General features: G+C 71.7%; 22 protein-coding genes. 6 read left to right on the forward strand and 16 right to left on the reverse strand.

Going from position 1 to position 22,421, the window contains the following annotated elements; genetic code table 11:
• Positions 1–6: 6 nt before the first annotated feature.
• From ITJ59_RS02070 to ITJ59_RS02110, 9 genes are all read right to left on the reverse strand, one after another.
• Complete coding sequence (locus ITJ59_RS02070) at positions 7–360, reverse strand: SHOCT domain-containing protein (protein ID WP_194649474.1); 354 nt, start codon at positions 358–360, stop codon at positions 7–9.
• 159 nt (positions 361–519) lie between these two features.
• Positions 520–1,596: an NAD-dependent epimerase/dehydratase family protein gene (locus ITJ59_RS02075; RefSeq protein ID WP_194649475.1), complete on the reverse strand. Its 1,077-nt coding sequence runs from the start codon at positions 1,594–1,596 to the stop codon at positions 520–522.
• Positions 1,596–2,789, reverse strand: a complete 1,194-nt coding sequence (locus tag ITJ59_RS02080) for a zinc-dependent alcohol dehydrogenase (RefSeq protein WP_194649476.1) — start codon at positions 2,787–2,789, stop codon at positions 1,596–1,598. Before ITJ59_RS02080 ends, ITJ59_RS02075 begins: the two co-directional genes overlap by 1 nt.
• 124 nt (positions 2,790–2,913) lie before the next feature.
• Positions 2,914–3,801, reverse strand: coding sequence for an aminoglycoside phosphotransferase family protein (locus tag ITJ59_RS02085; RefSeq protein WP_194649477.1), 888 nt, complete (start codon positions 3,799–3,801; stop codon positions 2,914–2,916).
• Positions 3,802–3,906: 105 nt separating this feature from the next.
• Complete coding sequence (locus ITJ59_RS02090; protein ID WP_194649478.1) at positions 3,907–4,464, reverse strand: TetR/AcrR family transcriptional regulator; 558 nt, start codon at positions 4,462–4,464, stop codon at positions 3,907–3,909.
• Between the two features lie 8 nt (positions 4,465–4,472).
• Positions 4,473–5,993 (reverse strand): MFS transporter, encoded by a 1,521-nt coding sequence (locus ITJ59_RS02095; protein WP_194649479.1) that lies wholly within the window; start codon positions 5,991–5,993, stop codon positions 4,473–4,475.
• A 69-nt stretch (positions 5,994–6,062) separates the two neighbouring features.
• Positions 6,063–6,707 carry a DNA alkylation repair protein gene (locus ITJ59_RS02100; RefSeq protein ID WP_194649480.1) on the reverse strand — a complete coding sequence of 215 codons (645 nt, stop codon included), beginning with the start codon at positions 6,705–6,707 and terminating at the stop codon, positions 6,063–6,065.
• Between the two features lie 163 nt (positions 6,708–6,870).
• Positions 6,871–8,067, reverse strand: coding sequence for a peptidoglycan DD-metalloendopeptidase family protein (locus ITJ59_RS19515; protein ID WP_194649481.1), 1,197 nt, complete (start codon positions 8,065–8,067; stop codon positions 6,871–6,873).
• Between the two features lie 128 nt (positions 8,068–8,195).
• Positions 8,196–9,110 carry a LysR family transcriptional regulator gene (locus tag ITJ59_RS02110; protein WP_194649482.1) on the reverse strand — a complete coding sequence of 305 codons (915 nt, stop codon included), beginning with the start codon at positions 9,108–9,110 and terminating at the stop codon, positions 8,196–8,198.
• 69 nt (positions 9,111–9,179) lie between these two features.
• Between ITJ59_RS02110 and ITJ59_RS02115 the strand changes: the two genes are divergently transcribed.
• Both ITJ59_RS02115 and ITJ59_RS02120 read left to right on the forward strand, forming a co-directional pair.
• Positions 9,180–10,346, forward strand: a complete 1,167-nt coding sequence (locus ITJ59_RS02115; protein WP_228510754.1) for a TDT family transporter — start codon at positions 9,180–9,182, stop codon at positions 10,344–10,346.
• Between the two features lie 61 nt (positions 10,347–10,407).
• The gene (locus ITJ59_RS02120; protein ID WP_194649483.1) at positions 10,408–12,303 is read left to right on the forward strand and encodes a gamma-glutamyltransferase; all 1,896 of its coding nucleotides are present in this window, start codon (positions 10,408–10,410) and stop codon (positions 12,301–12,303) included.
• 7 nt (positions 12,304–12,310) lie between these two features.
• Here the strand turns inward: ITJ59_RS02120 and ITJ59_RS02125 are convergent, their stop codons facing one another.
• Positions 12,311–13,354 carry an NAD(P)-dependent alcohol dehydrogenase gene (locus tag ITJ59_RS02125; protein WP_194649484.1) on the reverse strand — a complete coding sequence of 348 codons (1,044 nt, stop codon included), beginning with the start codon at positions 13,352–13,354 and terminating at the stop codon, positions 12,311–12,313.
• A gap of 23 nt (positions 13,355–13,377) precedes the next feature.
• A complete protein-coding gene (locus tag ITJ59_RS02130; RefSeq protein ID WP_194649485.1) occupies positions 13,378–13,992 on the reverse strand; it encodes a DUF805 domain-containing protein in 615 nt (204 codons plus the stop codon).
• A 123-nt stretch (positions 13,993–14,115) separates the two neighbouring features.
• On the opposite strand from ITJ59_RS02130, the gene ITJ59_RS02135 reads away from it, so the two are divergent.
• Positions 14,116–14,556 carry an OsmC family protein gene (locus ITJ59_RS02135; protein WP_111085865.1) on the forward strand — a complete coding sequence of 147 codons (441 nt, stop codon included), beginning with the start codon at positions 14,116–14,118 and terminating at the stop codon, positions 14,554–14,556.
• Between the two features lie 113 nt (positions 14,557–14,669).
• Positions 14,670–16,199, forward strand: coding sequence for a threonine/serine ThrE exporter family protein (locus tag ITJ59_RS02140; protein ID WP_194649486.1), 1,530 nt, complete (start codon positions 14,670–14,672; stop codon positions 16,197–16,199).
• Positions 16,200–16,209: 10 nt separating this feature from the next.
• Here ITJ59_RS02140 and ITJ59_RS02145 read toward each other — a convergent pair whose 3' ends face one another.
• On the reverse strand, positions 16,210–16,896 hold the full coding sequence (locus tag ITJ59_RS02145; protein ID WP_194649487.1) for a TetR/AcrR family transcriptional regulator: 687 nt from the start codon (positions 16,894–16,896) through the stop codon (positions 16,210–16,212).
• Between the two features lie 175 nt (positions 16,897–17,071).
• Between ITJ59_RS02145 and ITJ59_RS02150 the strand changes: the two genes are divergently transcribed.
• Complete coding sequence (locus ITJ59_RS02150) at positions 17,072–17,389, forward strand: hypothetical protein (RefSeq protein ID WP_194649488.1); 318 nt, start codon at positions 17,072–17,074, stop codon at positions 17,387–17,389.
• A gap of 142 nt (positions 17,390–17,531) precedes the next feature.
• On the opposite strand, the gene ITJ59_RS02155 is transcribed toward ITJ59_RS02150, so the two are convergent.
• Positions 17,532–18,431, reverse strand: coding sequence for an SDR family oxidoreductase (locus tag ITJ59_RS02155; protein WP_194649489.1), 900 nt, complete (start codon positions 18,429–18,431; stop codon positions 17,532–17,534).
• A gap of 198 nt (positions 18,432–18,629) precedes the next feature.
• Between ITJ59_RS02155 and ITJ59_RS02160 the strand changes: the two genes are divergently transcribed.
• Complete coding sequence (locus ITJ59_RS02160) at positions 18,630–19,349, forward strand: hypothetical protein (RefSeq protein ID WP_194649490.1); 720 nt, start codon at positions 18,630–18,632, stop codon at positions 19,347–19,349.
• A 1-nt stretch (position 19,350) separates the two neighbouring features.
• On the opposite strand, the gene ITJ59_RS02165 is transcribed toward ITJ59_RS02160, so the two are convergent.
• From ITJ59_RS02165 to ITJ59_RS02175, 3 genes are all read right to left on the reverse strand, one after another.
• On the reverse strand, positions 19,351–20,133 hold the full coding sequence (locus ITJ59_RS02165) for an endonuclease/exonuclease/phosphatase family protein (RefSeq protein ID WP_194649491.1): 783 nt from the start codon (positions 20,131–20,133) through the stop codon (positions 19,351–19,353).
• Between the two features lie 35 nt (positions 20,134–20,168).
• Positions 20,169–21,665 carry an LCP family protein gene (locus tag ITJ59_RS02170; RefSeq protein WP_194649492.1) on the reverse strand — a complete coding sequence of 499 codons (1,497 nt, stop codon included), beginning with the start codon at positions 21,663–21,665 and terminating at the stop codon, positions 20,169–20,171.
• Positions 21,666–21,758: 93 nt separating this feature from the next.
• Positions 21,759–22,409 (reverse strand): GntR family transcriptional regulator, encoded by a 651-nt coding sequence (locus ITJ59_RS02175; protein ID WP_194649493.1) that lies wholly within the window; start codon positions 22,407–22,409, stop codon positions 21,759–21,761.
• Between the last annotated feature and the right edge of the window lie 12 nt (positions 22,410–22,421).

Below are 22,421 nucleotides of genomic sequence, written 5' to 3' on the forward strand. Positions count from 1 at the left end.
ACCAGGCTAGCCGCGCAGGGCCTCGGCTCGGGCGCTGCGGTGCTCCTCGTCCGAGATGACACCGCGGGCGTGCAGGTCGTCGAGCTCGGCGAGCCGCCGTTCGAGCGGCTTCTCGGGCGCGAGGGTGCGGCTCTGCATCGCCTGGTACGCGATGTCCTCCTGCAGGGTGAGGGGGTTCTGCCCGCGGTCGGCCATGCGCTTGCCCCGGTAGATCGTGAGCACGATGATCGACACGAACCCGAGCGCGATGATGCCGGCGACGACGCCGAACAGCACGCCGAAGGCACCGAAGCCGTCGGACACCCCCGGTTCCCCGAACCCGCCGAACGCCACCCCACTGTTTGCCGTGTCGAACGTCATCGCGTCCCCTTCCTCACAACGATGAGCAGATCGTAGCGCGCCGCCGAGGACGTTCGGCCCCGTCTGCCCCGCGATGGGAGGCCGTTTCGCGCGGAAGGGGACAGAACTCCTGGCCTCCTCCGCACGGAACGGCTCACCACGCGCGGAACGGCCCGCCCACTACCCGCGCAAGGGAGCGGACCCCGGGACGTTCGCGCCGTCCGCGAACCCGGCCACGAGCGCGCGCAACGCGTCTTCGGAGGTGTGCCGGGCCTCCCATCCGAGCACCGACCGGGCACGGTCGGTCCGCATGATCGGTACTCCGGCCGCGATGTCGATCCAGCCGGCGTCAGTCGGCTGCAACCGCAGCCGCCACGTCAGCGTGACGATCCCGCGCAGCAGTCCGAGTGGGATCCGGACGGCGCCGAGCATGCCGAAGGCCCTGGCCAACCGCGGTGGGTTGAGCACGGGCGACGCGGCGATGTTGAAGGCTCCGCCGGCCCGCTGGTCGACGGTCCGCCAGTAGGCGTCGGCGACGTCGTCGGCGTGCACCGCCTGGAACACGAACGGGTACGGCAGGGGCAGCACGAGCCACCGGATCCACCGCACGATCGACATCGGCACGAGGTGCCCGAGGAACAGCCCGCGGATCTCGGCGGCGGCGTCCCGCTGGAAGATCAACCCCGGGCGCAGTCGCGTGACGATCACGGACGGGTGCTCGGTCTCGAACGCGTCCATCGCCGCTTCGTTCGCCGCCTTGTGGATCGAGTACGTCGCGGTGGGGATGCCGTCGGTCGGCCAGCTCTCGTCGACCGGGGTCCGCTTGCCCGCGGCGTCGACGCCCCGGTAGGTCCCGACCGACGACGCGACGACCACCTGCCGTACCCCGGCACGTGCGACGGCCGACAGCACGTTCGCCGTGCCGGTGACGTTCGTCCGGTACTGCGCGGGGATGTCGTGCGTCGGCTGGAGCGCCCAGCCGAGGTGGATCACCGCGTCGGCGCCGGTGAAGACCGCGGTGAGCTGCCCCACCGCATCCGCTGCTCCGATGTCGACGGCGTGCCAGACCGCCGAACCGTAGGGCTCCGCGTGCACGTCGGGCAGCCGCCGTGCAACCCCGACGATCTCGACGCTGTCGTCGCGCCCGTCGCCGTCGGACGCACCCGCGTCCGCCCGCGCGGCGGCCCGCGCCTGCGCGAGCCGCCGGAGCACCGCCGTCCCGACGTTGCCGGTCCCGCCGACGACGACGATCCGCATCAGGCGGCAGCCAGTGCGGGGTCGAGCACGACCTTGACGCAGCCGTCCTGCTTCTTCTGGAACACCTCGTACATGTGCGGGGCGTCCTCGAGCGAGACCCGGTGCGTGGTCAGGTCGAGCGTGCCGAGCGGGTCCGAGGAGTCGGAGACGAGCGGCATGATGTCGTCGATCCAGCGCTTCACGTTGCACTGGCCCTCGCGGATGGTGATCTGCTTGTCGAACAGCGTCATCATCGGCATCGGGTCGGCCATGCCGCCGTAGACGCCGCTCAGCGAGACGGTGCCACCGCGGCGGACCAGGTCGATCGCCGCGTGCACCGCTGCGAGTCGGTCGATGCCGGCGGTCTCGATGGCCTTCTTCGCCAGGGCGTCCGGCAGCAGCCCGGCCGCACGCTGCGCGAACCCGGCGACGGGGTTGCCGTGCGCCTCCATGCCGACGGCGTCGACGACGCCGTCGGGGCCACGGCCGTCCGTCAGGTCGACGAGCTCCGGCACTGTGTCCTTGGTCAGGTCGAACACCTCGGCGCCGTGCTTCGCGCCGAGGTCACGCCGGACCTGCTCCGGGTCGACGGCGAGCACGCGGTAGCCCAGGTGCTTGCCGATGCGGGCGGCGAACTGGCCGACGGGGCCGAGGCCGAGCACCGCGAGCGTGCCGCCCTCGGGCACGTCCGCGTACTGCACGGCCTGCCACGCGGTGGGCAGGATGTCGCTGAGGAACAGCCAGCGGTCGTCGGGCGTGCCGTCGTCCGGCACCACGATGGGCCCGTAGTCGGCGTGCGGGACGCGCAGGTACTCGGCCTGGCCGCCGGGGACCTGGCCGTACATCTTCGTGTAGCCGAAGAGCGCGGCTCCCGAGCCGTACTCGGTGACCTGCGTGGTCTCGCACTGCGACTGCAGCCCGCGCTGGCACATCCAGCAGTGCCCGCAGGAGATGTTGAAGGGGACGACGACGCGATCGCCGACCTTCAGGTTCGTCACGGCGCTGCCGACCGCTTCGACGACGCCCATCGGCTCGTGCCCGAGGACGTCGCCCTTGTCGATGTACGGGCCGAGGACCCGGTACAGGTGCAGGTCGGAGCCGCAGATCGCGGTCGAGGTGATCCGCACGATCGCGTCGGTGGGCTGCTGGATGGTCGGGTCGGGGACGGTCTCGACGGACACCTTCTCGGTGCCCTGCCAGGTCAGTGCGCGCACGTCGCGTTCCTCTCGTGGTCGCTTCGGGCCGGCCGGGAGGCGCGGCTCACTTCCCCCTCTTCGGTACGCGCCCGCCCCGTGGCGCGTTCACAGCCCCACGCACGACCCCGGGCGCGCCGTCGCGTCAGACGACGGGGTCGGCCAGGACCGTGGCGAGCACGCGCTCGTGCTCCGCGCGGTCGCCGGGCCCGGCACTGCCGGCGAGCATGATGAGCGCCTTCCAGAGCGCCCAGCCCCGCCCGCGGGCCCAGGTGTCGGCGTCGAGGCCCACGGCCTCGCGGAACACCGGGCGCGCCGACGGCTCGAGGAACGTCCACGCGAGCACCAGGTCGCACGCCGGGTCGCCGACGCCGCACGTGCCGAAGTCGATCAGCGCGGTGAGCCGTCCCGCGTCGTCCACGAGCAGGTTGCCGGGCGCGACATCGCCGTGGAACCAGACGCCAGGACGCCCCCAGGTCGTCGAGGTCGTTGCAGACCAGACGCGCTCGCACGCCGCGCGGTCGACCTCCGCGCCCAGCGTGTCCAACGCCGCGACGACCTGGGCGCCGTACACCGACGGGTGCTCGCCGCGGTGGAACGAGTGCGCGCCGGCGGTCGGGCCCCCGGTGGCGGGGAGACTCCGGAGCTGCCGGAGGACCGCACCCACGTCGGCGGCGAAGCGCTCGTGGTCGAGGTCGACCGCACGCGCGGCAACCGTGCCGTCGAGCCACCGCAGGACCGACCACGGGAACGGGTACCCCTCGCCGGGCTCGCCCAGGCCGACCGGCTCGGGGACCGCGATGTCCAACCGTCGGGCCAGGTACGGCAGGACGTCCTGCTCCTTCTCGACCGCGGGCACGTAGCCGTCGGCGCTCGGCAGCCGGACGGACAGCGCGTCGCCGAGTCGGTACGTGCGGTTGTCCCAGCCCTGGTGGTCGACCTCGCGCACGGGCAGGGCACGCCACTCGGGGAACTGCGCGGCGACGAGCCGTTCCACGAGTGTGCTGTCGATCGGGGGCACCTCGGTGTGCATGTGCCCACCGTAGGCCGGGGCCGCTGACCGGACCACGGGGTGGGCCCGGCCGCCTGCCCGGGTGACGGGTGAGGCGGGCGCGCACCGGGCCTCCCGGCCGATCCGTCAGACGGGTTCTGCCAGGGCGAGCAGTGCGTCGCGGGTGACCGCGACCTCGCGCTCGTCCAGGTACGGCGGCATCGCGATGGCCGCAGCCAGCCCCTCGGCGGCGTTCCGGACCACGAGCGTGCGGTCCTCCGGCAGGCCGTCGCGCGCGAAGATCGTGCGCCAGTCCTGCGCGTCGGCGGCGACGAGGACCTCGACTCCCGGCACGGCCATCAGGCCGGTCCAGTGCGACGACGGCGAGAAGACCTCCATCGCCCGTTCGCTGCCGCCGGACAGGGTCCGGACGTAGGCACGGAGGACCTTTCCCGGTCGGTTCTCGGCCAGGTCGACGTGGCGCATGACCTCGTCCGTGAAAGTGGTGAGGCCCTGCTCGACGACCGCGAGCAGCAGGGCGTCCTTCGACGGGAAGTGGTGCAGCAGGCCGCTCTTCGAGACGCCGGCGTCGGCGGCGATCTCGGCGACGCTCACCCGGGTGCCGCGCTCGGCGAGCAGCCGCTCGGCGGACTCGAGGACCGCCTGGCGGGTGCGCTCCCGGTCACGGGTGCCGTCAGTGCTCATCGCGACCGTCAGTGCTCATGCGGTCCATCCTGCCGGTTCGGGATGACCCGGAGTGCGACCGCGGCGGCGACGGCGAGCGCCACGGCGGCACAGATCGAGGCGAGCTGCATGCCGCCGGTGAAGGCGTGCCGCGCGTGTTCGAGGATCGGGTCGCCGTCCTGCAGGACCTGCGACGCCGACGCGAGGGACTCACGGATCCGGTCGCCGACACCGCCGCTGAGCGATCCGCTCGCGACGTCGAGGTTCGAGCGGTAGAACGCGGTCTGCAGCGACCCGAGCACCGCGATGCCGAGCGCGACGCCCAGCTCGTACCCGGTCTCCGAGATGGCCGAGGCCGCACCCGCACGCTCACGGGGTGCCGCGGCGACCACCGCGTCGGTGGCCAGGGTCATCGACACCCCGACGCCCAGGCCGACCACCGCCAGCGCGATCGCGATGCCCCAGTAGGTCGGCAGCCCCTCGGCGAACGCGAGTCCGGCCATGCCGACTGCGGCGACCGCCAGGCCGAGGCCGATCGACCGACCGGGGCCGACCCGGCGGGACAGCAGCCCGATGATCGCGATCACCGCGATCGAGGCGAGGGTCGCCGGCAGTTCGGCAGCGCCGGCGAGCAGCGGGGGGAACCCACGGACCAGCTGCAGGTACTGCGAGAAGAAGAACAGCAGCCCGCTCAGCGCGAAGACCGACAACGAGTTGGCGACGACGGCACCCGAGAACGCCGGGATCCGGAAGAGCTGCAGGTCGATGAGCGGCGTCGCCAGGCGCTTCTGCCGGCGGACGAACCACCAGCCCGCGCCGATGCCGAGCAGCGCCGTCAGGGGCACCGTCCAGTCGAAACCGTGCCCGGCGACGTGCTTCACCGCGTACACGAGCGGGACGATCGCCAGCACCGAGAGCACGGCGGACAGCAGGTCGATCGGCGTGCGCGAACCACCCTTCGACTCCGGCAGCAGGATCGCGCCGGCGATGACGATCACCACGATGACGGGGATGTTGATGAGGAACACCGAACCCCACCAGAAGTGCTCGAGCAGCGCCCCGCCGACCAGTGGACCGGCAGCAGCACCACCGGTCGCACCGGCTGACCAGACCGCGATGGCCGTGGTGCGCTGACGGGCGTCGCGGAAGATCGTCCGGACCAGGGACAACGTCGACGGCATCAGGGTCGCCCCCGCGATGCCGAGCAGTGCCCGAGCGGCGATCAGGAGCTCGGGCGTCTGCGCGAACGCCGCTGCTGCCGAGGCCAGGCCGAACGCCACCGAGCCGATGAGCAGCAGGCGCTTCCGACCGATCCGGTCGGCGACGTTGCCCATCGTGACGAGCAGCCCGGCGAGCGCGAAGGAATAGACGTCGCCGATCCAGAGCACCTGGGTCGCCGTCGGGTCCAGGTCGGCGGTGAGCGAGGGGACGGCGAGGGCCAGCACGGTGCCGTCGATCGCGAGCAGCACCACGGACAGGGTGAGGACGCCGAGGGACGCCCACTCGCGGACGGAGGCGCGGTGGATCGGGGTGGTGCTGGTTGTGGTCACCAACAGACCCTAACCGACCATCTGGTCTGTTCGGCCGACTGCACAGTCGGTTGTCAGCCCCGTTCGTCCTCAGCCCCGCAGGCGGTCACGTTCCGCCGGTGGCAGGTGCTCCGTCGCGGTCTGTCGTGCCGACGGCGTGAGGAACTTCGCGTTCTTGTCGAGGAACGCCACGAGTGCCGCTTCCGACGCCCGCTTGCCCGTCTCGCGCAGCACCCACCCGAGCGCCGACTGCACGGTGTCGTTCCGCTCTCGCACCAGGCGCCCGGCGATCCCGAGCGGCACCTCGGCGTCGCCCTGCTTCACGAACCCCAGGGTCGCCACGATCGCGATCCGCCGGACCATCGCCACGTCGGACTTCACGAGCGCGAACAGCGGGCCCGTCGAGCCGCCCACGAGTGGTGCGCCGACGAGCTCCTCGGCCGCCAGGTCGACCAACGCAGGGTCGTCGAACCGCTCGGACTTCGCCGCCGACAGGTACTCGTCGGTCAGCTCGGGGTCCGGGTTCGCCCGCATCGCCTGCACCAGGAGCAGCACCGCGATGAGCTTCGCACCGTCGTCCTCGCTCCAGAGCAGCGCCGAGCGCTCCCCCTCGTCGAGGTCCTGGAAGCGCCGTGCGATCCGGCGTGCCGCGGCGACGTCGCCGCTGGTGCTCGCGAAGGCCACGAGGACGGCTTCCGCGTCGTCGCCGGCCCCGGTCCCGCCGCGTGCACTCATCCGGTCAAGCGTATCCGCGCCGTCCCGCCCCGGGCCGGGCATCGAGTGAGCAGAAGACGTCGAGTGATGTGATGCCACCCGACGTCTTCTGCTCACTCGGCGCGAGCGCGCCGCGAGCTCGGCGCGAGCTCGGCGCGCCGCGCCGCGCCCCGCGCAGCGACGATCAGCGGAAGTGCATGTTCTTCAACGGGTCGACGAGCGTGCCGTTCCGCCGCGTCTCGACGTGCACGTGCGGCCCCGTCGACTGCCCGGTGTTGCCGGACTTCGCGATCTCGGTGCCGAGCTTCACGATCTGCCCCTGCTTCACCTCGATCTTGCTGAGGTGGGCGGTGAGCACGGAGGTCATACCGTACGTCACGACGATGTAGTTGCCGTACGAGGCGTCGTTCGCCACCGTCTTGGAGACCTCGCCCGTGCCGGAGCCGTACACCGGGGTGCCGACCGGGACGGGGGCGTCGGCGCCCTGGTGGTAGCGAGGGACGTGTCCGGCGCCGCGGTCGTCGCCGTACCGGCCGGTGATCGTCGTGCCGTTGACGGGCCAGGCGAGGCCGGTGACCGGGCGGCTGGACCAGACCCGGGTGTCCTTGGAGCCGTAGAGCACGACGTTGCCGTCGACCTGCACGAGCAGGTTGCCCGAACCGGCCGTGCTCGTCTTCGCGCTCCAGAGCACGACCTTCTTGCGTGCCGCGTCGCGTGTCCAGATGACGAAGTTGCCCTTCGGCAGCAGTTCGGCCCAGGCGCCGGGGTGGCCGCCGGTCCTCGACTGCCAGACGACACGGCCGCTGACCTTCTGCACGAGGTTGCCGTCGGTGCGCATGTTGAGCACGCGCGTGTTGCTGGTGTCGGAGCGCAGGACCGTCCCGCCGAGGATGAGGTTCCCGGAGGCGACCCGGTCCTGGTAGTTGGCCCAGTTGACGACGACGGTGGAGCCGGCGAGCAGCGCCATGGTGCCGTCGGCGCGCACCTTCAGGGCCGTCGAGTTCGCGGTGCCGGCCGAGGCCCAGCGAGCCAGGCGCTTGCCGTTCTTCGTGATGTCGAGGGCGCGGTTCTTGCCCACGACCGCGATGGCCCCGGGGGAACCGGCGGTGCCCGACGCCCACAGCACGCGGTTGCCGATGCCGTACTCGACCAGGTTGCCGTCACCCTGCATGATCAGCGTGAACTGACGGTTCGGGGAGGTGACCTGGTCACCGGGGTTGAGCTTCGTGCCTGCGGGTGCCGATCCGACCCACACGGCCGACGCTGCGGCCGGTTCGGCGGTCGCGACGAGTGCACCGGCCGCGAGGGCCAGCACCGCGACGGCACTGGCGATGCGTGGGAGTCGGCGCGCACGTGCGACGGTCGACGGAGTGGTGGTCATGGATCCCCTGACTCGGAACCGACCACGCCACTGCGCGGTCGTTCGGCGCTCGCCCTGCACGAGTCACCGAACGATGGTCGCTTTTCTACGCGGGGTGCACAACCCCTTGACAGGGGGGTCCGACCGACTCAGGCCGCACCCGGATCGGGGACCACGACGCGCAGGAACGCCGCGACGGCCGGCTGCGGCCGACCCGGCCAGATCGCCCGCAACGGTCGGGTCAGGCGTGGCCCGGCGAGCGGGACACGCACGAGCGCCCCGTCGGCGAGGTCGGCGGCGACCGTGCGGAGACTCATCACGGCCGGTGCGATCCCCGCGTGCGCGTTCGCCCGGATGATGCTCGTCGTCTCCAGGACCGCCGCCGGCACCGACGCCCGCAGACCGGCTTCCCCGAGCCACGCGTCGAGCGTCGCGCGGGTCCCCGAACCCGCCTCGCGCAGGAGCAGAGCGGTCTCCGCCAGGACCTCTGCGGTGATCCCCGCCGACCGTGCCCAGGGATGGTCCGGCGCGACGACGACCGCGAGTTCGTCATCCGCGATCACCTGCGCGGACACGCCCGCAGCCACGGCCGGGGTCTCCGTGAACCCGAGGTCGGCACCGCCGGACCGCACGAGGCCGGTGACCGCCGTGGAGTTGCCGGCGATCAGCCGCACCGTCACGTCCGGTTCACGGGCGCGGAACGCGAGCAGCCAGCCGGGCAGCAGCAGCTCCGCGATCGTCTGTGACGCTGCCACGACGAGCGAGCCGGTCGGACTCTTGAGCGCCCCGAGTCCCGCTTCCAGGCGGCGAGCCGCGTCGAGGACCGGCCCGGCCAGGCCGAGGACGAGCCGTCCGGTCTCGGTCAGCACCGACCCGGTGGCCGAGCGGTGCACCAGCGCGTGTCCGACCGCGCGTTCGGCGACCCGGATCCGAGCGGACACCGCCTGCTGCGTGACCCCGAGGGCTTCGGCGGCGGCCGACAGTGAACCGGTCTCGGCGACGCGTTCGAGGACCTCGAGCGTGTCGAGGTCGAGCGTCCGGTCCGTCAGTCGCCGCAGTGCCACAACCATCGATTGTGCCCTGCCAAGAGGTTGCCGGTTCCGCCCCGAACGGGATCCGCGCAGGCTTGGCCCATGTCGACACCCCGTACCGCCACCACACCCACGATCGCGGACCCGGTGCCCCGACGGCCGTCGACGGCGTTGTTCCGCGATCTGGAGCGACCGGGACTGATCGTGTCGAACCTCACACCGAACTGGTTCGCGTCGATCATGGGCACCGGGATCGTCGCCGTCGCGGCTGCCTCACTGCCGGTGCAGTTCCCCGGTCTGCGCACGGCGGCGACGGTCGTCTGGGCGATCGCGGCGGTCCTGCTCGTCGCCCTCACGATCGCGACGGTCCTGCACTGGGTCCGGTACCGGAGCACTGCGGCCAGGCACCACCTGCACCCGGTGATCTCGCACTTCTTCGGCGCACCGCCGATGGCGTTCCTCACCGTCGGCGCCGGAACGATCCTGCTCGGCAAGGACTGGATCGGCCTGCCCGCCGCCGTCACCGTCGACTGGGCGCTCTGGACCATCGGCACCGTCGGCGGTCTCTTCACCGCCGTCCTGGTGCCCTACCTGGCGTTCACCCGCCACGAGAACACGCCTGATTCCGCGTTCGGAGGCTGGCTGATGCCGATCGTCCCGCCGATGGTGTCCGCCTCCACCGGCGCACTCCTGCTGCCCTACGCCCCCGCCGGTCAGGCGCGCGAGACACTGCTGTGGTCCTGCTACGGCTTCTTCGGCCTCAGCCTCGTCACGTCGCTGGTCGTGATCACACTGATCTGGAACCGGCTCGCGCAGCACAAGGTCGGTGCGGCCGGCATGGTCCCGACCCTGTGGATCGTGCTCGGACCGGTCGGGCAGTCGATCACCGCGGTGAACCTCCTCGCCTCGAACGCCCCCACCGTCGTCGATGCCTCCACCGCCCACGCGCTCCTCGTCGTGGCGCTGGTGTACGGGTTCGCGATGCTCGGGTTCGCGCTGCTGTGGACCGTCATCGCCCTCGCCATCACCGTCCGGACCGCCCGCGACCACCTGCCGTTCAGCCTGACCTGGTGGTCCTTCACGTTCCCCGTCGGCACCTGCGTCACCGGCCTCAACGGGCTCGCCCTGCACTCCGGACTCACCGTCGTCGCCGTGCTCGCCGTCGTCTACTACGCCGGTCTCGTCGCCGCGTGGACCGTCGTCGCGGTCCGCACCTTCCACGGATCCGTCATCCGAGGCACCCTGCTGGCACCACCGCAGTCGGCATGAGGGCCAGTGGCGAGCGGGCGCACGTCCGTCTCCCCGAAGGGGAGCGGGACAGGATGGGTGCATGCCGACGCCGAACCCCGCCTTCGTCCCGCCCGCCCAGCTCACCTCGCGGCCGGACCTGCAGGGCACCTTCGGCATGGCGGCGGCGACGCACTGGATCGCGACCGCCACCGCGCAGTCGGTGCTGGAGCGCGGCGGCAACGCCTTCGACGCGGCCGTCGCCGGAGCGTTCGTGCTGCACGTGGTCGAGCCGCACCTGAACGGCCCCGGCGGCGATCTGACGGCGGTCTTCGCGACCGCGTCGGACCCGTCCCCGGTCGTGCTGGTCGGTCAGGGTCCGGCCCCGGCCGGTGCGACGCCGGAGCACTACCGCGCCGAGGGCCTCGACCTCGTGCCCGGATCCGGTGCACTGGCCGCCACCGTCCCGGGCGCCGTCGACGCCTGGCTCCTGCTCCTCCGCGACCACGGCACGTGGGAGCTCGCCGACGTCCTCGCCCCGGCGATCGGCTACGCCCGTGACGGCCACCCGGTCGCGCCCGGTGTGGTCCGGACGATCACCGCCGTGCAGGACCTGTTCCGTGAGCACTGGCCCACGTCCGCCGCGCAGTGGCTGCCGGGAGGCGCGGTGCCGGTCCCCGGGGACCTGGTGCGCAACGAGGCACTGGCTGCAGTGCTCGACCGCCTCGTCGACGCCGGTGACGGCTCCGACAGTCGGACCGCACGCATCGACGCGGCACGGAGCGAGTGGGCCGAGGGCTTCGTCTCCGAGGCGATCGACCGCTCCGTGCGACAGCCGCACCGGCACGCGTCGGGCACCGACCACGCCGGCGTGATCCGGGCGGCGGACCTGGCAGCGTTCCGGGCGTCCTACGAGCCGGCAACGACGGCCGAGTTCCGCGGCTGCACCATAGCGAAGACCGGACCGTGGGGGCAGGGTCCGGCGCTGCTGCAGACCCTGCGGCTGCTCGAACCGCTCGACGACGCACTGCTCGACCCGTCCACCGAGGTCGGTGCGCACACGATCGTCGAAGCGCAGAAGCTCGCCATGGCCGACCGCGAGGCGTTCTACGGCGACGGCGACGTCCCGCTCGACGTCCTGCTGTCCGACGCGTACTCCGACGAGCGGCGTGCACTGATCGGCGAGCGCGCCTCGGCCGAGCTGCGCCCGGGCACCGTCGCTGGCCTCGAGCGCGCGATGCCGCCGGCCCGGACGTCGTCCTCCGCCGGCGACGGGGCGGGCGTCGGCGAACCGACGGTGCAGGTCGCTCGGGACACCGACCGAGCGCCGGTCGCTCAGGCCGCGCCGGTCGCTCCCGTCGTGCCCGTCGAGGACCGCGGCGAACCCTTCGTGGCCCCGGACGGCGAGACCCGCGGCGACACCTGCCACATCGACGTCGTCGACCGCTGGGGCAACATCGTCAGCGCGACGCCCTCCGGCGGCTGGCTGCAGTCGTCGCCGACGATCCCGGAGCTCGGGTTCTGCCTCGGCACCCGCCTGCAGATGACCTGGCTCGAGCCGGGCACCGCCTCGACGCTCCGCCCCGGCGAACGCCCCCGCACGACCCTGACCCCGACGCTGGTGCTCCGCGACGGCGTGCCCGTCGCCGCGCTGGGCTCCCCCGGTGGCGACCAGCAGGACCAGTGGCAGCTGCTGTTCCTGCTGCGGTGGATCGTCGGCGGGTACTCCCCGCAGCAGGCGATCGACGCTCCGGCGCTGCACACGACCTCGTTCCCGGGGTCGTTCTGGCCACGGACGTGGGAACCCGCCGGACTCGTGGTCGAGGACCGCCTCGGCGACGACGTCATCGCGGGTCTCGAGGCCCGAGGTCACGTCGTCACCCGTGCCGGCGACTGGGCACTCGGCCGACTGACCTGCGTCACCCGCGACCCGGCGACGGGCGTGCTCGGCGCTGCCGCGAACCCCCGCGGCGCACAGGGCTACGCGGCCGGCCGCTGACCCTGGCTCAGAGCGTCGGGACGACGACTGCGCGGCCCGACAGCTCGCCGGCCTCGAGCTTCCGGTACGCCTCGAGCGCGTCGGCCAGCGCGTACCGCTCGACGTCGGGCACGATCTGCCCGGCGCGGTACATGGCGACGACCTCGTGCAGGTCCTCGATGGTGCCCCAGTAGGTGTTCGTGATCGTCGACTCGTACGGCGTCGCGAAGAAGTTCCACTCGGTGGTGCCACCGGCGATCCCGACGACGGTGAACCGGCCGCCGATCGCCATCGATGCCTGGGCGACCGTGATCGTCGGGGTCGCCCCGACGAAGTCGAACGCAGCGTCGACCCCACGGCCGCCGGTGACCTCGCGGATCGCAGCGGCCTGGTCCGGCCCGCCGGGCACGGTGATCGCCCCACGGGCGGCAGCGCGGTCCATGGCGTCCTGCTTCACGTCGGTCGCGATGACCGTGGCGCCGGTGAGCGCGGTGAGGATCTGCACGGCGATCTGGCCGAGGCCGCCCAGCCCCACGACCAGCGCGTACTTGCCGCCGCCCGCCAGGTTCGGGAGCGCGTTCTTGATCGCGTGGTACGGGGTGAGCGCCGCGTCACTGAGCGGCGCAGCGGCGATCGGGTCGGCGTCACCGAGCGGCACGAGGTTCCGTGCGGGGACGGTGACGTACTCGGCCATGCCGCCGTCACGCCCGAGACCGATGCCCATGTACGGGTTCGTCGCGGCGTTCTCGCAGTAGGTGTCCTGCCCCTTCGAGCAGTACGAGCAGTGTCCGCAGCCGACCGGCCCGTAGACCAGGTAGGCGTCACCCTCGGTGAACCCGGTCACGCCGTCGCCGACGGCTTCGACCCAGCCGGAGTTCTCGTGGCCGAGCACGAACGGGGGCTGCTGCGACCCAGGAGCACCGGCGGCGAACTCGCGGTACACGGCGACGTCCGAGTGGCAGGCACCGGCACCGGCGACCTTGAGGAGCACCTCCCCCGGAGCCGGAGTGGGCTTCGGGACCTCCGTCAGGGACGGGAAGGTCTGGTACTGCTCGAACACGACGGCGCGCATGGTGGGTCTCCTTTGAACGCCAGTCAGACTACACCTGTCGTTGTCGACGACACCTGTTGCTCATCAGCGCTCGCGGCGGGTCGTCCGGCGAACAGACCGTGGTCGAACCGAGCGCCCCGGGCCCGGGACCGACTGGCGACCATCCCGGTCACCACGAGCCATCCGATCGGCCCGGTGAACACGAGGAGCAGGATCCACAACCCGGTGTGGTCCCGGTCGTGCAGCCGGCGCACGAGCAGTGACCACCGCGGCACGATCGTGACGATCGTCGGGACGAGCAGCGCCAAGTCCCATGCGTCCGGCCAGGCATCCCGTGGACCAGACCCCCAGCCGAACCAGGCCCCCTGCCCACGGTCGAGCAGGTGGAAGGACACGAGCGGCGAGGGGACAGCCCCGAGCGGATCGACGTACAGTTCCCACCGCCCACCGGTTCCGTGCACGCCGACGATCCAGAGCGCAGCTCCGACGACCGCGAGTTCGAGCGCGATGACCCACCAGAACTCCGAGCGACTCGCCCGTCCGTGGAAGCGCCACCCCTGCGTCCAGAACCGCACCCAGGCGATCACCGGGTTCGAGACGTCGACCGGTCCCTGCTCGAGCACGCGCTCGCGGAACGTCGTGGCTGTGCTGTCCCCCATGCGACCGATCGTAGGGCAGACCTGCGTCTTCGCCGTGAGCGGCTTGCGAGAACGGGCGTTCTCCGCTTGACTCGGCTGCGACGGATCCACTCGGGTCCGATCCCCCACACGAAAGGAGCGGCCATGCCCACGCGCACCGCACGCACCGCCTGGAACGGCGGCCTCAACGACGGTTCCGGCCAGGTCGAACTCTCCAGCTCGAAGGTCGGCACGTACGACGTCTCGTTCCCGAAGCGCGCCGCCGACGAGGCCGGTGGAAGCACCAGCCCCGAGGAACTCATCGCCGCAGCGCACTCGGCCTGCTACGCCATGCAGTTCTCCGCCGTCCTCGGCGAGGCCGGCGGCACGGTCGAGGCCCTCGACGTCAAGGCCGACGTCTCGCTCGGCCCGGACTCCGCTGGCGGCTTCAAGCTCACCGGCATCGCCCTGACCGTGCACGGCGAGGTCACCGGCATCGACGAGGCGACCTTCCTCAAGGCCGCCGAGGACGCCAAGGCGACCTGCCCGGTCAGCAAGGCACTCACCGGCGTCGACATCACGCTCGACGCGACGTTCGAGCAGTAGTCGGCTCGCGTCCGAGACGCGACCGACGGCCTGACGGGAGGCCCGGTGCCAGCTGGCACCGGGCCTCCCGTCCGCTCTGGTCGCGTCCAGAGCACGACTGGCACCATGGTCGGATGGCCGAGCAGCACTTCCCCGGCGAACCGAAACCGGGGCGCCCACACCGGCCGCCCCGCCCCCGGCGCCGCAGTCTCGCGCAGCACGACCTGCGCGACGCCCGGGCACGACTGCGCGGCACGATCTACGAACACGTCGAGCCCGATGCCAAGGGCCGCGACCAGTACACGGCCGCCCAGATCGTCGACTTCTGCCTCGACCTGGCCGAGGTGATGCTCGCCTCGGGCGCCGACACCCGCAGCGTCGAGACCGCCGTCGTCGCGGTGTCGACGAAGTGGAACCTGGCACCGCTCGACCTCGACTTCTCCGGCAGCTCGGTGACGATCCAGTACGCGCCGGCCGACGTCCCGCCGCTCGTGAAGGTCCGGACGGTCAGCTCGGACGGCTCCGACCTCGACCGGCTCGCACGCGCGAACCAGATCGTCGACGACCTGATCCACGACGAACGGGACATGACCTCGGCGGTGAGCGCCCTGGTGGCGGTGCTGCGGATGCCGCCGCGCTGGCCCACGTGGCTCGCCGACATCGGGCTGTCGATCCTGGGGACCTCGATCGCGATGCAGGCCGGTGGCGGGTGGCGAGCCGGCATCGGCGCCTTCGTGCTGATGTTCGGCATCATCCTGTCCGGCCGCTGGCTGACGGGCCGCGGGTACCCGCAGTTCTTCGTGTCCGGGGCGCAGGGGGCGGTCGCGTCGGTGATCGGCACCCTGGCCATCGGCGTCGGCGTCCTGCACCCAGCGGGTGCCGCCACCATGGTTGCGGCCCTGGTGGTGCTGCTCCTGCCGCACGTGTCGCTCGTGACCTGGGCCCAGGACGCGATCTCCGGCTTCCGCGCGATGGCCGTCGCTCGGGCGTTCTACATCGGGCTGGTGATCGCCGCGATCGTCGTCGGGGTGCCCGCGGGGATCGCCATGACCAAGTGGCTGCACCTCGAGGTGGACCCGTCCGGCATCGTCACCCAGGCGCTGCCGCTGTGGGCGTCACTGGCGCTCACCGTGGTGTCGGCCGGGGCGAACTGCTTCGTGCAGCAGGCCAGCGCACGGGTGATCCCGGTCGCGGTGGTGTTCTCGGTCGCTGCAGGCGCCTCGCTGTGGGGGCTGCAGCAGCTCGGCCTGCCGCTGCTCGGTGCGACGTTCCTGGCCGCGGTGCTGCTCGGCGTGCTGTCCACCTACGCGGCCGTCCGGATGCGGACCGCGGTGGCGGCGATCGCGGTGCCGGCGTTCTGCGGTGCGCTGCTGCCCGGTGTCGCCGTGTCGAACGCCCTGCTGAACTTCATGTCCGGGTCGTCGAGCGCGGCGCTCGACTTCGTTGCGGCGGTGTCGGTGGCGCTCGGGATCGGCGCCGGTCTCGTGCTCGGCGGCCTGTTCGCGACCCCGGGGGCACGACGGGCACTCCGGCGGACCCGACGGGTCGTCGTGCACTCGGTCCACAACGACACCACCGCCCTGCGGGTCATCCGCGACACCGGGTACGACCCCGGCGACGGGTCGGTCCCCCGCGGGTCGCGCTCGGCACCGGGCGGTCGCTGACGCCCCGGGGTCAGATGTCCCAGCTGCCGTCGTCGCCGTCGCTCCACGTGGCGTGGCGGCGCGCGGCGTGCGGCTCGTAGCGTTCCATCCAGCCGCGCTCGAGTCGGGCGACCGCACGGTCGAACGCCGGCACGAGGTCCAGGTCCGACCGCAGGAGTGCCTGCAGCTGCAGCCCCTCGTACAGCGCGATGAGCTGTTCGGCGCCGCGTCGGGGTTCCATCGTGTGCGGGGCGCGGCCGGTCGCGATGTCGCGCTCGAGCCCGCGCTTCACCTGCGCGTAGAAGAGCTGGTAGCGCGAGCGCAGGTAGGTCGCCATCGGGTGCTCGGCGTTGCCGGCGACCGACAGCAGGGCGACGAGCAGGCGCATGAGCGCGGGGTCCTCGGCGTTCGAGGCGACGATCGCGCGCAGGAGGTCGACGGTCGAGCCGTCCCCGACCTCGCGGGTGACCTCGTCCATCCGGCCGCCGTTCCAGCGGTCGACGGCTGCCAGCACCAGGCCGTCCCACGACGGGAAGTGCTGTTCGATCTCCTCGACGGAGATGCCCATCCGCTCCGCCACGTGCACGGCGCGTGCCTCGTGGAAGGGGACGTCGCGGAGCAGGTCGACGGTGGCCCCCACGATCGTGATCCGCAGGTGCAGGGTCGCCGCCGCAGCCACTGCGGCCTGCGTGTCGGCGCTGGTGTGTTCGAGCATCATGCCCTCCGTCGTTCCGCGGACGTCCTGTCCGGGTCGCCCCGACTCCGGGGCATGTCCATCCAAACGCAGAACGGGGGACAACAGAATCCCCGGTCCGGGTGTCAGCACATGGGGGGACACGGACACCGACACCACGTCCAGCGCGCTCGCACGGATCCGTGTGACGATGCCGGACATGACCCCGAACGACCCCACCGCGCAGGGACTCGCGACCATGGCCTCGGCCGGCTTCGAGTTCGGCGGCGACCCGGACCAGGTCGCGCACGACGTCCGGACGATGTGGGAGCAACTCGGACGACCCTCGGGCGCGTTCGACGCCGCAGCGCGCGCGATCGCGGTGTTGCCCCAGCGGCCGGAGGTCCCGATCGTCGACCAGGCCCGCCGCCAGGCGTTCGAGCACGCGATCGGGATCAACCCGGTCGAGGTCGAGCTCGCCGCCGCCCTGTCCGCACGCGAGCTGCTGGAGCGGATGGCGCGTACCGTCTCCTGCTGACGCGCCCCCGCGGCCCGCGGCCCGCGCCCGCGCGGCCCGCGCGTGGCCCGTCACACACGAAACCAGGTTCCGGACACCACACCACGCAACCGCGCGGTGCTGTGTCCGGAACCTGGTTCCTCGGTACTCCCGGAGCGGCGTGTTACGGCGTCGGCATCCCACCGTCGACGTGCAGCGTCTCGCCCACCACGTACGACGACTCACCACTCGCCAGGAACACGTAGGCCGGTGCGAGCTCGGCCGGCTGGCCCCAGCGACCGAGGTAGGTCTGCTCGCCCGCGGACGGCAGCGCCTCGGGCGGCTGGCCACCAGCGGGCTGCAGCGGCGTCCAGATCGGCCCCGGCGCCACGGCGTTCACACGGATGCCCTTCGGCGCGAGCTGCGCGGCCAGGCCCTTCGCCAGGTTGTTCACGGTCGCCTTCGTGGCCGCGTAGTGCACCAGGTGCGGTGACGGTGCGTAGGCCTGGATCGACGTGGTGTTGATGATCGTCGAGCCCGGCTGCAGGTGCGGCACCGCGGCCTTCGTGATGCGGAAGGTCGCGTAGGCGTTCGTCTTGAAGGTCTCGTCGAACTCCTCGTCCGAGATCTTCGTGATGTCGTCGACGTTCTGCTGCTTGCCGGCGTTGTTCACCAGGATGTCGATCCCACCGAGCTGCGCCACGGTGTCGGCGACGATCTGCTCGCACACCGCGAGCGAGGTGATGTCGCCGGGCAGCGCGACGGCCTTGCGACCCGCGGCCTCGATGAGGCCGATGATGCGGTCGGCGTCCTCTTGCTCCTCGGGCAGGTACGAGATCGCGACGTCCGCACCCTCGCGTGCGTAGGCGATCGCGACGGCCGCACCGATGCCGGAGTCGCCACCGGTGACGAGCGCCTTGCGGCCCGTCAGCCGTCCGGAGCCGCGGTACGTGTCCTCGCCGTGGTCGGCGGGGACGTTCTCCGCCATCTCGGCGTCGGTCCCCGCGCCCTCGAGGTACTGCTCGTCCGGCTTCTTGTCGGCGTACATCTTCGTCGGGTCCTGCATGCTGTACTGGTCCGTCATGCGGCTGACGCTCCGCATCGGGTCACGACCGGCCGTCCAGGAGGCTGTCCCCCGGTGCGCGGAGCGGCCTGCGCCCGCCGCGCGCAGCGGTCCAGGGCCGCAGGTGCGTGATCCTCGTTTGTCACGGTCCGGTGACGGCCAGGACCCGATTCGGTAACACCTGTCGTCCGGGACGGATCGGGGTCGTACCGTCGAACGGTGACTCCTCGGACCCTGCTGGCGCTCGGCGCCGCCGTGCTGGCCTTCTCGGCCGGCACGTTCGCGGTCGACGCGATGCCCGGGCTCGGTGCGGGCACGGCCGTCGCAGCCGAGACCACCCACGACGTCGCCCCGGTGCACGTGTCCAACGCGAAGCTCCGACGGGTCGACTCGATCGAGCTCGACGCCGAGTCACTGGTGTTGCGGAACGGCGGCAAGACCGTCGTCGAGTCCTCGATGCGCGACTCCCGACTGACGGTCAGCCTGCTCGACCGACTGCTCGGCACCCCCTCGCGCACCCAGACGGCCGAGGGCGACGGCGGGGCGTGCTTCCCCGCCGGCACCACCTACACGTGGGGCGGTGCGATCCGGGTCGCAGCCCTGACGACCGATGCCCGGGCCGGCAACGCCGTCGAGATCCGGGTCCTGCGCGACGGGGTCCGCAGCCGGCTGGGGGCGGAGATCGAGCTCACCGGGCCGGACGGTGTCCAGGTCGGCGACGACATCGCCGACGAGATCGCCGACGCGACGCGCTCCGAACGGGTGTCCTACGGCGCCGACGACTCCCGCGCCTGGCAGTTGCTGCTGCGCGAGGGATGGGAGCGCTCGGACGACGACTCCGACCGCTCGGGGACCAACGGTGTGTCGGCACTGACGAACGAGACGACCGTCACGGTGCTCGGATCCCCGATGCCCGTGCACGCCGCGCGGAGCTGCTGACTCACACGCGGATCGTCGCCACCACCGGGAAGTGGTCGCTGGCGAACCACGTGTCCGGACCGTCGTGGTCGATCACGACGCTGTCGACCCCGGTGATCCCCCGGGTCAGCACCCAGTCGATGCGCTCACCGGTGTCGAGCGGCGGTTCCCAGTCGTTGAACGTCGCGGTGCGGTCCGCGGGGTCGCCCGCGAGCAGCCACGTGTCGTCGAACCCGGCTTCGGCGAACACGTGTGACGCCGTGCCGGCACCAGCGGCCTCGTTGCAGTCGCCCGCGACGATGACGGGGCCGGTCTCCCCCGCCAGGCGTTCGACGATCAGGGCCGCGCTCTTGCCGCGCACCTCGTCGCCGTGCTGACCGGGTTCGTGGTCCAGGTGCGTCGTGAGCAGGGTGAAGGACGGTCCGTCGGTGTCCAGGAAGGTGGCGTGGTTCGCGATCCGCGGGAACAGACTGCCCCACGTGTTCGAGACCGGCTCGTCCGGGGTGTCCGACAGCCAGAAGGAGCCTTCGTCGGTCGGCCGGAACCGATCGCGTCGGAAGAACACCGCCGGGTGTTCACCCGCGGTGCCGCCCTCGCGCCCCTGCCCGACGTCCGCGTGCTCCGGCAGGCCGGCGCGCAGGTCGTCCAGCTGGTGTGCGAAGGCCTCCTGCACGCACACCAGGTCGGGGTCGTGCCGACGGATGACCTCGAGGAGGACGGGGAGCCGGGCCGGCCAGTCGTGCTCCGGATCGGGGTTCTTGATGTTGTAGGTCATCAGGACGATCGAACGCGCTGCGTTGCTCACTCCTCGAACCTAGCGACCCGAGCTCGGTCGTGGCGTCAGTTGATGCAGGTGCCCTCGGTGCCGTAGTTGTGCACGTCGGTCGACTTCGGCGCGGGCTCCTTGGTCGCCTGCTTCGTCGCCTTCGAGCCCGAGCCGGATCCGGTTGCGGGCTTCGACGCGGTCGCACTCGGCTCGCTGGCGGCCTTCGCCGTCTTGCCGTCGGTACCGAGCACGAGCGTGACGCCCGTGACCGCACTGGTGCGGACGGCGACGGCGCCGGGCACCGCCGCGGCGATCGCCTTCGCCTGCGACTCCTGGCCGGCCGGGTACTGCACCTGCGTGGTCGTGGTCGTGGCCGAGGAACCGGCCGGTGCGACCTGGAAGCCGCGGCTCGTCAGCACCTGTCCCGCTGCGGTGGCCGCACCCTCGACGCCGCTGCCGTTCAGGACGGTGACCGAGGTGTTCGCCGGCTGCGCACGACCGGCCTTCTCGTACGCTTCCGGTGCGCCGACCAGACCCTGGACGAACGCGGGCAGTCCCACGGTGTCGACCTCGACGATCGACAGCGCCGAGCCGTTGACGTAGATCGTCGGCGTGCCGAGTGTCGGGATCGTGGCGGACTGGATGTTCGCCGGCCGCAGGTTCCGCAGCTGCGTCGCGAGGGAGAGCAAGTCGGTGTCGGTCTGGATCGAGCCGCCGACGGCCTTGAGGATGTTGCCCATCTTGACGGGGTTGAGCAGCGTGCCCGCAGAAGTGACCTTCCGCGCCTCTTGCGACAGGAAGTACTGCTGCCGGACGTTGCGGTCGAGGTCGCCGTTCGGCAGGCCGTGGCGCTGACGGACGAACGACAGCGCCTGCTTCGCGTCGAGCGTGGACTTGCCCGCGGGCAGGTTGACGCCGGAGTACGGGTCGTTGGTGGCCTGGTTCAGGCAGACCTGCACCGGTCCGAGCTCCTTGACCACCTGGTAGAAGCCGAGCAGCGAGACGCGCACGTAGTGGTCGATCTGCAGACCACTCAGGTTCTCGATGGTCTTGATGAGCAACTTCGCACCACCGGTGTCACCGCCGCCGTTGAGCGTGCCGTAGTAGAACGCGCTGTTGAGCTTGCCCTTGCCGACGTCCGGGATGTCCACGTACGAGTCACGGGGGAACGAGATCATCGTCGCCTGCGAGCCGTCGGCGCTGATGTGCAGGACGATCATCGTGTCGGTGTTCGTCGCCCCGCCGTCCGACTCGGTGCTGAGTTCGGCGAGCTGCTCAGGGGTGGCGTTGTCCGGTCGGTGGTCGTCACCGACGAGCAGGATGTTCTGCGCCTGACCGTCGACGTCGTCCTTCTTGTCCTTCTTGCCGGTGATCGCGTTGACGATCGTGACGCCCCCGGACAGCTGGTTGTACGCGTACGCCGTGTAGCCGACGCCCAGCACGAGGGCCATCGTGAGCACGCCCGCGATCGCTGGGAAGACCACGCCCGCTCGGCGTTTCTGGCGCCCGTGGCGCGGCGTCACGGTGCCGCGACGCGCGGGCTCCGTCGTCTGCTCGGGTTCGTTGCTCACCGGGAAACCATAACCGGCGCGCACCCAACGGACATGGACTGCGCCTGGAAGGTCACCCCACAGCCCCTGCGACACCCCTCACGCGAGGAGACCCTACGCGCGCGACGGCAGCAGGTGGATGGCCTCCATGGCCAGCTCGGCCGCGATCGGGTCCTTCGCCAGGACGGCGGCCTTGAGCTTCGCGAGCTCGGGCAGGATCACGTCGGCCGGCACGAGCTCGGCGAGCTCGGGGACCCGGAGCTTGAAGGACAGCCCGTCGGTGGTCGACCGGCAGAGCTGGACGAGCGACGGGTTGCCGCAGGCGTCCGCCCACTGGGAGTAGATGTCGGCGCCGTCGCGGGCGACCTGGTCCTGCTCGTGTGCGCCGACACGGGCGACGACCTCGTCGAGCATCTTCACGATCTTCTTGCGCTGCGGTTCGGTGAAGTTCGGCACGGCGAGCCGCACGACCCCGCCGTAGATCACGCCGAGGGTGCGGTAGGCGTCGAGGAGCTCGTCCTTGGTCGGGGCGGCCACACGGGTGTAGCGGTTCGGGGCCATCTCGATCAGGCCGGCGCGGGCGAGCTCGGCGAGTGCTTCACGGATCGGGGTGCGGGAGACACCGAGCCACGCGATCAGGTCGTCGTCGTTGAGTCGCTCGCCGGGCTCCAGCGTGCCGTCCATGATCGCGTCGCGGATCTTGTCCTGCACGGTGTCACGGAGGAGCTTGCGCTCGGCGGCGGGCTGCGTCGAAGGAACTGGCATACGCCCAGCGTG

It is taken from the genome of Curtobacterium sp. VKM Ac-1393, from assembly GCF_015350995.1.
In the GTDB taxonomy this organism is placed as follows: domain Bacteria; phylum Actinomycetota; class Actinomycetes; order Actinomycetales; family Microbacteriaceae; genus Curtobacterium.

Coding starts and splice junctions, on each gene's coding strand:
- ITJ59_RS02120 (WP_194649483.1), top strand. CDS start 10,408: ATGCCGACGCCGAACCCCGCCTTCGTCCCGCCCGCCCAGCTCACCTCG.
- ITJ59_RS02135 (WP_111085865.1), top strand. CDS start 14,116: ATGCCCACGCGCACCGCACGCACCGCCTGGAACGGCGGCCTCAACGAC.
- ITJ59_RS02145 (WP_194649487.1), bottom strand. CDS start 16,896: ATGATGCTCGAACACACCAGCGCCGACACGCAGGCCGCAGTGGCTGCG.
- ITJ59_RS19515 (WP_194649481.1), bottom strand. CDS start 8,067: ATGACCACCACTCCGTCGACCGTCGCACGTGCGCGCCGACTCCCACGC.
- ITJ59_RS02090 (WP_194649478.1), bottom strand. CDS start 4,464: ATGAGCACTGACGGCACCCGTGACCGGGAGCGCACCCGCCAGGCGGTC.
- ITJ59_RS02150 (WP_194649488.1), top strand. CDS start 17,072: ATGACCCCGAACGACCCCACCGCGCAGGGACTCGCGACCATGGCCTCG.
- ITJ59_RS02140 (WP_194649486.1), top strand. CDS start 14,670: ATGGCCGAGCAGCACTTCCCCGGCGAACCGAAACCGGGGCGCCCACAC.
- ITJ59_RS02155 (WP_194649489.1), bottom strand. CDS start 18,431: ATGACGGACCAGTACAGCATGCAGGACCCGACGAAGATGTACGCCGAC.
- ITJ59_RS02075 (WP_194649475.1), bottom strand. CDS start 1,596: ATGCGGATCGTCGTCGTCGGCGGGACCGGCAACGTCGGGACGGCGGTG.
- ITJ59_RS02070 (WP_194649474.1), bottom strand. CDS start 360: ATGACGTTCGACACGGCAAACAGTGGGGTGGCGTTCGGCGGGTTCGGG.
- ITJ59_RS02130 (WP_194649485.1), bottom strand. CDS start 13,992: ATGGGGGACAGCACAGCCACGACGTTCCGCGAGCGCGTGCTCGAGCAG.
- ITJ59_RS02085 (WP_194649477.1), bottom strand. CDS start 3,801: ATGCACACCGAGGTGCCCCCGATCGACAGCACACTCGTGGAACGGCTC.
- ITJ59_RS02125 (WP_194649484.1), bottom strand. CDS start 13,354: ATGCGCGCCGTCGTGTTCGAGCAGTACCAGACCTTCCCGTCCCTGACG.
- ITJ59_RS02175 (WP_194649493.1), bottom strand. CDS start 22,409: ATGCCAGTTCCTTCGACGCAGCCCGCCGCCGAGCGCAAGCTCCTCCGT.
- ITJ59_RS02115 (WP_228510754.1), top strand. CDS start 9,180: ATGTCGACACCCCGTACCGCCACCACACCCACGATCGCGGACCCGGTG.
- ITJ59_RS02100 (WP_194649480.1), bottom strand. CDS start 6,707: ATGAGTGCACGCGGCGGGACCGGGGCCGGCGACGACGCGGAAGCCGTC.